Raw genomic sequence first — 10,659 nt, forward strand, 5'->3', positions numbered from 1 at the left:
CGGTGATCCGCGGCGGCATCGCGTATTTCAAATCCGACGCGGCGCTGACCGTGCTTTCAAGTCTGCCGAGGTATCGCTGGACACGCGCGCTGTTGACGCTGCCGAAGCCGCTTCGTGATGCGGTCTACAATCTCGTTGCAAAAAACCGCTACCGGATTTTCGGCAAATATGATGCGTGCTTTGTGCCGGATGAAGGGATGCGGGAAAGGGTGATGGAATAGGGCGCAGCTCAATCGGTGGCTATCTAAGAGGGTCCAGCTACTCTAAGCTGAAACTAACCTTAAGGGGCACCGCGTCCACCACTCGGCTATGACCAAAGCAATTTTCACCACCAAAGTCGCGCCAAGCTACAAGGACTTGCCCGAGGAGCGATATCATTTCCCGCGCACGTATCTGAATTACGTGCAACAAGCTGTTGGCGATTACATCATTTACTATGAACCTCGGAGGTCCACTGCTGACCTTTCAAGTCGCGGCGGTAGGCAATCCTATTTTGGTGTTGCTCGCGTTAGTTCCGTAACTGAAGACGCCACTTTGGCAGACCACTTTTTTGCGAACATTGATGGTAGTACCTACTTGGATTTCGATACCCTTGTTCCGTTCGTTGAAGGTGATGAGTACTATGAAAGCGCGCTTCGTAAGGACGACGGCAGTACAAATAAGGGCGCGTTTGGAAGAGCTGTCCGCCTTATTCCCGATGACGAGTTTGACAGAATATTAAAAGCTGGCTTTGCACCAGTTATTGGAGAAGTCTCGCGCCTCAAAGATGCTTCGTTGCCAGGTTTCATGGAGCCGGCGGTCCGGTTCGAGCGACCTGTTGTCGAAATGCTGGTCTCTCGACCATTCCGTGAACGATCTTTCATGCATAACGTGCGTGCGGCATATTCAAATCGCTGCGCAATCACGAGCTTGAAGTTGATAAACGGGGGAGGCCGTCCTGAGGTTCAGGCAGCTCACATCCAGCCGGTGGCGTCAAACGGTCCGGATTCCGTTCGTAACGGATTGGCTCTTTCTGCCACAGTGCATTGGATGTTCGACCGCGGCCTAATTTCAATTGGGGATGATTTTAAAATACTGGTTGCAAAGAACCATGTCCCAGAAGATGCAATTCGCCTTTTGAATAAGACCGGGTCAATTAATTTGCCCAAGGACAGCAATTTATTTCCCAACAACCACTATCTGAAGTTTCATCGGGATAAGGTGTTCAAAGGTTAGAGTCCGAAGGCCGACTTGGGATCAAGGTCGTATTTGTCGCCAAACCATTCGACAAATTCAAATGGGGGCTGCTTCATTTGCCAATGCGAGCGAAGCCTATCGTCGTCAATGCCTGCGTCGTCGATCGTGATCACGTATACCTCGCTCAGCCGGCGGTTTACCTCTTCGCGCCATCGCGGGAAGCTAAGATGCCGCCAGGCCCAACCATCTTTTGAGTTCTTCACGGTGTGTTTCTCCCGACAGAATCACTTATTGATAGCTCCCATCACCTCGCGCACCGCCCTCTCCCCGGAATCATGCGCGCCGTGGGCGGTTGTGAAGAAGTTCGGCGAGGTGGCTTCGCCGGCAAAGAACAGGCGCCCATCGACGGGCGCGGCGAGGACGGCGCGCTTGCCGGCATGACCGGGCAGCGCGTGCGAGTAGGAGCCGCGCGCGAACGGGTCATGCGCCCAGCGCGATTCCTTCAGCGGCTTCAGCCTGCGGCGAAAATCGTTGCCGAGGAACGACACAATCTCGTCGATGGCATGCGCGGCCATGGCGCCGTCGCCCGCATCTTCCAGGACTTGCGCAAATCGGCCGCCAAAAAAGCCCTCGATGCAAGGCTGGCCGAACGGACGCAGGTGATAGGTGCCCATTTCGGTACGCATGGTCATGCCGCGCAGATTGCCGTCGGCGGGCATCTGTTCGGCGCCATCGAGCGCGAGCATCACCTTGTCGGCCAGTCCCAGCGGCAGGTGCGCGGCGGCATCGACCTTGTCCGGCAGCGCCGGGACAAAGCGGATCGCCCCTTGCGCGATCAGGTTGGTCGGCACCGTGACGATCACCTTGTCGGCAGCAAGCGTGCCTTGTGACGTTTCAATGCGCAGACGCTTTGCGGAGTGATCGATCAGCGTGACCTCGCAATTGAAGTGAAGCGGCAGCGAAGCGCCGTAGGCCCCCATCAGCGCGCCATAGCCGCGGCGCACCCGCCAGTTGATGTTGGTGTCCTCATAGGCATCGAAGTCGAGGATCGATACCTGGTCGAGCTCGCGGCCGTTGATATAGGTCGAGATCGCATCGATCATCGGATTCCAGCGATTGCCCGGCTCAAGGCAAAAGTCGGCGGGACGATCGATGCCGGTCCTGGCTGCTTCCTTCGCCGCCTGTTCCAGCCGATCGAAAAAGTCATCGAGCGAATGGAGAAATTCGGCGCGCTCTGCCGGCGGAAAAGCGTTGCCGACGGCGATGCGGTCGCGCCAGGGCGGCAGCGTCCGGTCGATCGCGAAGCCGAGCTGTTCGGCGATTTTGACGAAGACGTTACGGTCGGCCGAGTGCAGCCAGCCGCAGCCGAGATCGAACGTCACATCAGGTGCGGCCATGATGGTGTGGCCGCGGCCGCCGACGCGATCGCGCGCCTCCAGCACGACGAACGAGCGGTCTTCGCGCTTCAGCGCATGCGCGGCACCAAGGCCCGCCGCGCCGGCTCCAATGATGGCGACCTCGATGGAAGAAGGGAGGGGCATTGATCACCTCACATCGTCATTGCGGGATGCGCTCAGCGCAGACCCGGAATCCATCGCCCCCGGCACTCTTCGACCGGCACCATCATTTCCCGGGCCGCGCTGTCGCGCGCCCCGGAGTGACCATCAATATTGAAGCCGCGAGGCTAAGCCAATGCCTACGCCACCGCCTGCCTGGCTTTTTCAGCGCGCTTGCGGTCGTTGGGATCGAGGAACTTCTTGCGCAGGCGGATCGACTTCGGCGTCACCTCGACCAGTTCGTCGTCCTCGATATAGGCCAGCGCCTTTTCCAGCGTCATCTTGATCGGCGGCGTCAGCCGCACGGCTTCGTCTTTCGACGTGGTGCGGATGTTGGTGAGCTGCTTGCCCTTGAGCACGTTGATTTCGAGATCGTTGTCGCGGGTATGCTCGCCGACGATCATGCCGCGATAGACCTTCCAGCCCGGCTCGATCATCATCGGGCCGCGGTCTTCCAGCTTGAACATGGCATAGGCGACCGCTTCGCCCTGATCGTTGGAGATCAGGACGCCGTTGCGGCGGCCCTGGATCTCCCCCTTATAGGGCGCATAGCCGTGGAACAGGCGGTTCATGATCGCGGTGCCGCGGGTGTCGGTGAGCAGTTCGCCCTGATAGCCGATCAGGCCGCGGGTCGGTGCGTAGAACACCAGCCGCAGCCGATGGCCGCCGGAGGGGCGCATCTCGATCATCTCGGCCTTGCGCTCGCTCATCTTCTGCACGACGACGCCGGAATGCTCCTCGTCGACGTCGATCACGACTTCCTCGATCGGCTCCTGCCACTCGCCGGTCGTTTCGTCCTTCCTCAGGACGACGCGCGGGCGCGAGACCGAGAGCTCAAAGCCCTCGCGGCGCATGGTCTCGATCAGGATCGCGAGCTGCAATTCGCCGCGCCCCGACACTTCCATGGAATCCTTGTCGTCTGCTTCGGTGACGCGAAGCGCAACGTTGCCCTCGGCCTCTCGCAAGAGGCGATCGCGGATCATGCGGCTCGTCACCTTGTCGCCTTCAGTGCCGGCGAGCGGCGAATTGTTGACGATAAACGACATCGAAACAGTCGGCGGATCGATCGGCTGCGCCGGCAAGGGCGTCTCAACGCTGGGATCGCAGAAGGTGTCGGCCACCGTGCCCTTGGTCAGCCCGGCAATGGCGACGATGTCGCCGGCTTCCGCCTCCTCGAGCGGCGTCCGCTCGATGCCGCGGAAGGCGAGAATCTTGGTGACGCGTCCCTGCTCGATCAGCTTGCCGTCGGCGGAGAGGACTTTCACCGCCTGGTTCGGCTTGATTGAACCGGAGGTGATGCGGCCGGTGATGATGCGGCCGAGATAGGGGTTGGCTTCCAGGATGGTGCCGATCATCCGGAACGGCCCTTCTTCGACGGAAGGCGGCGCGACGTGACGCTCGATCAGGTCGAACAATGGCTGCATGCCCTTGTCCTTCGGGCCCTCCGGGCTTTCCGCCATCCAGCCCTGCTTGGCCGACCCGTAGAGAATTGGAAAATCCAGCTGCTCTTCGCTGGCGTCGAGCGCCGCGAACAGGTCGAAGACCTCGTTGATCACTTCGGTCGGACGCGCGTCCGGACGGTCGACCTTGTTGATAACGACGATCGGCTTCAGTCCGACTTTCAGCGCTTTGGAAACCACGAACTTGGTCTGCGGCAGCGGACCTTCGGCGGCGTCCACGAGCACCAGCGCGCCGTCCACCATGTTGAGGATGCGTTCGACTTCACCGCCGAAATCCGCGTGGCCGGGCGTATCGACAATGTTGATGCGCGTGTCCTTCCATTGCACGGAAGCCGCTTTCGCCAGGATCGTGATGCCGCGCTCGCGCTCCAGATCGTTGGAGTCCATGGCGCGTTCGGCGACCTTCTGGTTTTCGCGGAACGTGCCGGATTGCTGCAACAGGCGGTCGACCAGCGTGGTCTTGCCGTGGTCGACGTGGGCGATGATGGCGACGTTACGAAGGTTCATGTCGGCTCTATCTGCGTCAGGCGATGAAGGAAGCGCGATCTCACCGGAAAACCGGGACCCGCTTTTTCCGGATCACGCTGAAAACCCTGGATTTTTCGCTTGGGTGCCAGCACCCAAAAAGGAAGCCCGGCCAAAGGGACCGGGCACGCCTCTACTGCGGCGCAATATAGTCAGGAATCGCCGAAAAACAATGTGTGATTTGTGAATTGGTTAGCGCGTTTGCGCCCGAAAGGTACCGCTAGGAGACGGCCTCGGTCGGGTAGACCCCCCGCAGCACCTCCTCGAAGTGGTTTTTGACGGATTCGTTACAGTGGCAGGCCCGCGACCTTAAGCCCTCGGGATCGCGCACGACGATGGAGCCGCGGCGGGTCTCGACGAGTCCTTCCAGCTTGAAGATCTGGATCACCCGGCTGGCATAGCTGCGGCCAACGCCGAGCAGAGTGGCCAGCTGCTCATGGGTCAGCGGCACGATATTCGGGCCCTGGGTGCGTTCCAGCGCCGAGATGATCCACTTCGCCGTGCGCTGCTCGATGGAATGGATTGCATTGCAGGCGGTCGATTGAAACATCTGCGCCAACAGGCAGTCGGCGTAACGCGCGAAGACATTGCGCAGCGAGACGGAGACCGCCTTGGCCTGCTCGAGTCTTGTGATCGGCAGATGCACGAAGGGGCCGCCGAACTTGACGGTGATGCGGGTGTAGGCCGGCAAATAGCCGAGGCTGACGATGCCGCCGACTGCTCCTTCTCGGCCGACCAGGATCGTTTCCACATCGCGACCGTCCTCGTTGGGAACGAGATAGGCGGCAAGGCTCGCTCCGCAGGGGAAGTGCACCGTGTCGACGTCGTCGCCCGGATTGTAGAGCAAATCGTCCGATGCCGGTTCATCCTGCGACAGATACGGCGAGATTAATGCATAGTCGCTGTCGTTCAGCCGCCGCAACAGGTTGTTGTTGGGCCGTTGGCCGATCTGGCCTGGTCTTTCCTGCGCGTTCATCGCGGCTGCTTGCCTCCTCGTTTGGTGCGGCTCTCACAATAGCCCCACGAGTTCCCTGGTTCCGTCCACTACTGCACAGACAACGATAAACGCGATGTGCTGGTTTCATGGATGAGGGGCAGGACCGGCCCCAGCGATGCGCGGCCGGCAGAACTGTCCTGCGTCAACTCATAGCCCTGACTGGAACCTTCGTGGCCCCGATGTTGGACCCGTTGCGTGATGGACTGCCCGGCGACGTTCTTGTCGTCGAGGACGATCCAATCATCGCCCTCGACTTCGAAGACACCATCCTTCGTCTCGGCGTAAAGAGCGTCCGCACCGCCGGCAACGTGGCGCGCGCTCTTCAATTCATCGACGAGCGCGCTCCGGATTTTGCCCTGCTCGATATCGGCCTTGTTCGCGAGAACAGTTTCGCGGTTGCCGAACGTCTGGAAGCGCTCGGCATCCCTTTTACCTTTGTCAGCGGGTATGACGGCGGGGCGGCGCTGACCGATGCATTTGCCCAAAAGCCAAGATTGCCGAAGCCATGCACCACCGATGCGCTTGAAGCGGCGTTGAAACGCGCCGTAGCCGGTGGCGCCGCGCGCTGAACATCAAATCGACTTTGGATTCAGGGTCGTCGACCACAGTGCGGCGTCGTTGCGGTCGCGCAAGGTCACGGTCATCTGCCCGGTCGCACCATCAATTCGGACGTGGCCGAAGAACTGCAAGCCGTCGGAAGGCGACAGGATCGCGCCGCTCGGCGCCGCCTTGGCAAATCTCACCTCGGGGCCGAATGTATCGTCGAGCTCGTTCTGCCAGCCGGTTCCGGCATGCAGGGGCCCGGCGACGAATTCCCAGAACGGATTGAACTCCTGGAATTGCGCCTTGTCGGGATTGTAGAAGTGCGCGGCGGCGTAATGCACATCCGCGGTCAGCCAGACGGTGTTCGTCACGCCATTGTCCCGGATGAAGCGCAGGAGATCGGCGATTTCCAGTTCGCGCCCGCGTGGCGGTCCGTCCCCTTGCGCAAAAGCTTCCGAGCCGCGTCTGTTGGCGTAGTCGTCATAGACGATCAGGCTGAGCGGCATGTCGGAGGCGATCACCTTCCAGATGGCTTTCGAGGCTTTGAGGCCGCGCTTGAGCCAGGCTAATTGGTCCGGCCCCAGGAAATAGGCGGCAGGGCCATAAGTCTCCTGCAGGTTCGCTCCGTTGGGGCCGCGATAGCTGCGCTCGTCCAGCATGAAGACGTCGAGATGCGGACCATAGTGGATGGTGCGGTAAACACGTCCGGGTTCGACAAGGCTCTCGCGCAACGGATACATGTCGTGAAACGCCCGCGATGCGCGCGCCGCCAGCAGGTTGATGTCCCGCACCTTGTAGGTCGCAGGAAGCACTTTCGAGGCCGACCAGTTGTTGACGACCTCGTGGTCGTCCCACTGCACGAAGATCGGCACTTCGGCGTTAAAGGCGCGCACGTTGTCGTCGAGCAGATTGTATTTGTGCGCGGCGCGAAATTCCTCGGTCGTTTCCGCGACCTTTGTCTTCTCGGGGATCATGAGGTTCTTCCAGAGCTTGCCGTTCGGCAGCTTGACCTCCGGTGAAAAGACGCCGTCGGCGTAGATCGTATCGCCGGAATGGATCAGGAAGTCCGGACGATGCCGGCGCATGACTGCGAAGCTCTTCATGCCGCCATCGTCCGGATTGATTCCCCAGCCCTGGCCGGCGACATCGCCGCCCCAGACGAAACTGACATCGCGCCGATCCGCCGGCGCGGTACGGAATCGGCCGGTCACGGCTTCGCCTGCAAGATAGGGATGCGACAAATCGCGGAATTTGATGCGATAGAAAATCTCCTGTCCGGCGGGAAGATTTTCCAGCAGCACTTTGGCGGTGAAGTCGCCTTCCGGCAGGGCGGCGATTGGCGGCAGCGCGCGCGCATCCTTGAACGATTCGGTCGTTGCGACTTCCACAAGCATCTGCGCGGGGCGATCGGCGCGCCCCCAGACCACGCCGCTATCGCTGCTGACGTCGCCGGATTGCACGCCGTGGGAGACGGCCGGCCGGTCGGCGGCGCGCGACAGGTAGGGCATCGCGACCACGGCGGCGGCGCCTGCGGCAGTCTTCACGAAACGCCGGCGTGAAATCCTGCGGGAAAAGCCAATCTTCATGGGCGCCCTCGGAGCGATCGAGCCAGCCTGTTATCGCGCAGGAAGCTTACCGAGACAATGTGACGGCGATTGCGCGGTGATCGGCCGGCCGCGCCATTACGGGTCCGGCCAACGTGCCGAAATCAGTATTAGATGAAAAAATCGGCAGGCGCGCCAACCTGCCGATCGGGTCTCGTGAGAGGATCACTCCTTTGCGTCAGTCCGACGGGCGGATATTCGGGTCGATGCCGCCGGTTCTCGAATGATCGAAGATCGGCTCGGGAACCCAGCCGTCGCCATAAAGGAATGGCCCGACCCGCGGGGCGGCGTAGACGTCACGGAAGAGGTGCGTTCGATAGACCGGTTCGCCACAGGCCGGACCATAATAACCCGGTCTGGAAATGGGCGCATATTGAGCATGGGCGGGGGCGGTCAGCGTCATGACCAAAATGGCCAGAGCCGGCACGACAAATTTGAAGTGCATGATGCTCTCCTCACGTTCAAACATCCAACATGAGGAACGAACCTTGGCGTTGAAGGGCCGGTTCCGCCCTGCCGCACACCTTCCTGTGACGGGTTGCTCAGGTTCCGGTCACCCGCAGCGCAGAGCCCGCACGTTGCAGATTCTGCGACAGGTTCATCAGCAGCGCACGGCGATCGGCTACCGCATGATGGAATTGCGTCAAGGCAATATTGAAAGACGCCAGCGCGCCTTCCTCGATCGCGCCATGCTCGAAGCATTGCAGCGTATCGCGCAGGATGTCGTCAGCCTCCGCCTGCATCCGGTCGAGTTCTTCGGTGGAATCGCTGCGTCGTGCGGCGGCGATCATGTCCAGCAGCCGTTCGCGAAGGGTCGAATTGTTGCTGCGCTGGTCCCGCTTCAGGTAACCGGCGAACCACGCGCCGACCGAGCCCATCGCCGACAACCCCATCAGACCCCACCAGATGAAATCGCTGTAGCGGTCGAGAAATGTCTTTTCCTCGCCGTCGACAAAGGCCGCCGCGCCCGGATGAGCCGGTATAAAGGCGTCCTTGTCGGTATCCGGCGTCTCGATCTTGGCAGCGAGCGGAAACTCCTTCATCACCGTCTGGCGGACCGCGAAGAGCTGCCGCGTGAAGGCGTCGACCGTCGTGTCCGATAGATCTTTGCGCGCGACGATGTGGTGCGAGAAGCTGATGGTCTTGACCTCATCCTCGGGGCGGTCGGGAGACCCGCCAAAGGCGCCGGCCGGAATTTCGGAGGCCTCGTACATGGGATGGTTTTGCGCGATCGCCTCCGCCGAATCGATCGCAAGGAAGGTGGGCGCCTTGCCTTCGTGCGTCGAGGCAGCGACCGCCTCGGAGGTGATCTTGCTGTTGACCGGTCCTGCGGCAAGATAAGCGTCGGCCTTCTGGCTGCGGATCGCGTCAACCGCCTCGGTGATCGGAAACTGCACGACGTCGATCTTGCCAGGCTCGATGCCGTATTGCTGCAGGATCACCTTGAGCAGGTCGACATTGGCCGCCGTGCGGCCGATCACACCGATGCGACGGCCGGCGAGTTGCGCGACCTTGGTGATTTTCGCCGCTGATTTCTTGCCCTTTATGGCAGCCGGCACCCATAGCACGGCGACGTTCTTCCGCAGCGTCGCCACGGCCTGCGCATTTTTCGGAACGCTCAGGTCGCCGCGAATGATCGCAAGATCGGCCCGTCCTTCGGCAATCATCTGGGCGCTGGCGGTGACGCCATCGGTCTGGATCGTGCGCAAGCGGATCTGGCCATGCGAGGCCACGAAGGCCTGGCTCAAGGCCTGGACGACCTTGAGGTCGTCGCTGCCCGGCGGCCCAACCGCAATCCGCAAGGTGACCGGCCGCAGCGCGTAGTAATAGGCCGCAGCGGAAATGCCGATCAAAGCGAGGACCACGGCGAGGACGACAAGGGCGAGGCTCCAGTGCGCCGGGCGGCCAGGAGGTCGGCTTGTGGGCACCTTGTAGGGAGCACTCGTCATCGATCGGGAAAAATTCGACTCCAAAGGAGATTTGCTCGTTGGTTGCGCCAGAACTGTAGCAAATCTGGCGTCTTTTCCTGAGTTACTTTGGCGTCATCCTTACCGGTCCTGTCGGATTTCCAAATCCTCCGCCAGCGGCAAGGGACGCAGTCATAGACATAGGTCTTTGATTTTACGGCGGCTTTTTGAAGGCGGTGGTGCACGGGGTTTTACGGATCAGGACAGCCGGAACCGTGTTAAATAGGATGGACAGCCGCTTGGAGGAGGAAAGCCCGTGGTGGAACGATTGTCGGCGGAGGCGCGCAAAGCAGCGCTGAAAGGTTTGCCGGGCTGGAAAGAGGTGGACGGGCGGGAGGCGATCGCGCGCACGTTCGTGTTCAGGGATTTTAACGAGGCATTCGGTTTCATGAGCCGCGCGGCGCTTGTCGCGGAGAAGAACGATCACCATCCGGAATGGCGCAACGTCTACAAGACGGTCGACGTCGTCCTCGCCACCCATGATGCCAACGGGGTGACCGGGCGAGACGTCGAACTGGCCAAGGCCATGAACGCGATCGCCGCCCAATTCGGAATCGCTTGACAGAAGCCCTGCGAACAATCTTGCAATAGCAGGGTGTCATGCCCAGCTAAGCGCGGATTCGCGAGGGAGCAGGGCGATGAATTCGGAACAGACGGTCGGATTTGAGCCGGCGGATAACCTCGCCAAGGATCCCGAAGGCGTGCGCCGGCGCTTCTGGGCAAAGTTCAAGCGCGTCGCCGCCGGTCTGCCCTTCGCGGAAGACCTTCTCAGCGCCTATTACTGCGCGTTCGACCGCAATACGCCACGCCACGTCCAGGCTGCGCTGCTAG

General features: G+C 61.0%; 10 protein-coding genes and 1 pseudogene. 5 read left to right on the top strand and 6 right to left on the bottom strand.

All coding sequences use genetic code 11. The features are described 5' to 3' along the window. Together NEZ08_RS20390 and NEZ08_RS20395 are read left to right on the top strand one after the other, a co-directional pair. The coding region (locus NEZ08_RS20390) for a thiol-disulfide oxidoreductase DCC family protein (RefSeq protein WP_298110944.1) at positions 1–221 on the top strand (221 nt) is incomplete at its 5' end. Positions 222–309: 88 nt separating this feature from the next. Continuing rightward, on the top strand, positions 310–1,215 hold the full coding sequence (locus tag NEZ08_RS20395) for an HNH endonuclease (protein WP_298110946.1): 906 nt from the start codon (positions 310–312) through the stop codon (positions 1,213–1,215). Between the two features lie 245 nt (positions 1,216–1,460). Here NEZ08_RS20395 and NEZ08_RS20400 read toward each other — a convergent pair whose 3' ends face one another. From NEZ08_RS20400 to NEZ08_RS20410, 3 genes are all read right to left on the bottom strand, one after another. Beyond that, entirely contained in the window at positions 1,461–2,717 is a 1,257-nt protein-coding gene (locus tag NEZ08_RS20400) for an NAD(P)/FAD-dependent oxidoreductase (RefSeq protein WP_298110948.1), read from the bottom strand. A 155-nt stretch (positions 2,718–2,872) separates the two neighbouring features. Then, a complete protein-coding gene (gene typA, locus NEZ08_RS20405) occupies positions 2,873–4,699 on the bottom strand; it encodes a translational GTPase TypA (RefSeq protein ID WP_298110950.1) in 1,827 nt (608 codons plus the stop codon). A gap of 238 nt (positions 4,700–4,937) precedes the next feature. Then, entirely contained in the window at positions 4,938–5,693 is a 756-nt protein-coding gene (locus NEZ08_RS20410; RefSeq protein ID WP_298110952.1) for a Crp/Fnr family transcriptional regulator, read from the bottom strand. A gap of 200 nt (positions 5,694–5,893) precedes the next feature. Here NEZ08_RS20410 and NEZ08_RS20415 point away from each other — a divergent pair, with 200 nt between their 5' ends. Continuing rightward, positions 5,894–6,283, top strand: a complete 390-nt coding sequence (locus NEZ08_RS20415; protein WP_298110963.1) for a response regulator — start codon at positions 5,894–5,896, stop codon at positions 6,281–6,283. 3 nt (positions 6,284–6,286) lie between these two features. Here the strand turns inward: NEZ08_RS20415 and NEZ08_RS20420 are convergent, their stop codons facing one another. The 3 genes from NEZ08_RS20420 to NEZ08_RS20430 all read right to left on the bottom strand — a co-directional run bounded on the left by NEZ08_RS20420 (position 6,287) and on the right by NEZ08_RS20430 (position 9,810). Next, complete coding sequence (locus NEZ08_RS20420; protein WP_298110955.1) at positions 6,287–7,843, bottom strand: alkaline phosphatase D family protein; 1,557 nt, start codon at positions 7,841–7,843, stop codon at positions 6,287–6,289. 196 nt (positions 7,844–8,039) lie between these two features. Continuing rightward, a complete protein-coding gene (locus NEZ08_RS20425) occupies positions 8,040–8,306 on the bottom strand; it encodes a hypothetical protein (RefSeq protein ID WP_298110957.1) in 267 nt (88 codons plus the stop codon). 97 nt (positions 8,307–8,403) lie between these two features. Continuing rightward, on the bottom strand, positions 8,404–9,810 hold the full coding sequence (locus tag NEZ08_RS20430) for a TAXI family TRAP transporter solute-binding subunit (protein WP_298110959.1): 1,407 nt from the start codon (positions 9,808–9,810) through the stop codon (positions 8,404–8,406). A gap of 274 nt (positions 9,811–10,084) precedes the next feature. Here NEZ08_RS20430 and NEZ08_RS20435 point away from each other — a divergent pair, with 274 nt between their 5' ends. Together NEZ08_RS20435 and NEZ08_RS20440 are read left to right on the top strand one after the other, a co-directional pair. Then, positions 10,085–10,390, top strand: a complete 306-nt coding sequence (locus NEZ08_RS20435; RefSeq protein WP_298110961.1) for a 4a-hydroxytetrahydrobiopterin dehydratase — start codon at positions 10,085–10,087, stop codon at positions 10,388–10,390. A 76-nt stretch (positions 10,391–10,466) separates the two neighbouring features. Then, positions 10,467–10,659: pseudogene (locus NEZ08_RS20440) on the top strand (DUF1232 domain-containing protein); the annotation flags it as partial.

Source organism: Bradyrhizobium sp., assembly GCF_027451485.1.
In the GTDB taxonomy this organism is placed as follows: Bacteria; Pseudomonadota; Alphaproteobacteria; order Rhizobiales; family Xanthobacteraceae; genus Bradyrhizobium.

Excerpts from the sequence above, each read along its gene's own strand:
- NEZ08_RS20420 (WP_298110955.1), bottom strand. The coding sequence starts at position 7,843 with ATGAAGATTGGCTTTTCCCGCAGGATTTCACGCCGGCGTTTCGTGAAG.
- NEZ08_RS20430 (WP_298110959.1), bottom strand. The coding sequence starts at position 9,810 with ATGACGAGTGCTCCCTACAAGGTGCCCACAAGCCGACCTCCTGGCCGC.
- NEZ08_RS20425 (WP_298110957.1), bottom strand. The coding sequence starts at position 8,306 with ATGCACTTCAAATTTGTCGTGCCGGCTCTGGCCATTTTGGTCATGACG.
- NEZ08_RS20415 (WP_298110963.1), top strand. The coding sequence starts at position 5,894 with ATGTTGGACCCGTTGCGTGATGGACTGCCCGGCGACGTTCTTGTCGTC.
- NEZ08_RS20400 (WP_298110948.1), bottom strand. The coding sequence starts at position 2,717 with ATGCCCCTCCCTTCTTCCATCGAGGTCGCCATCATTGGAGCCGGCGCG.
- NEZ08_RS20410 (WP_298110952.1), bottom strand. The coding sequence starts at position 5,693 with ATGAACGCGCAGGAAAGACCAGGCCAGATCGGCCAACGGCCCAACAAC.
- NEZ08_RS20395 (WP_298110946.1), top strand. The coding sequence starts at position 310 with ATGACCAAAGCAATTTTCACCACCAAAGTCGCGCCAAGCTACAAGGAC.
- typA (WP_298110950.1), bottom strand. The coding sequence starts at position 4,699 with ATGAACCTTCGTAACGTCGCCATCATCGCCCACGTCGACCACGGCAAG.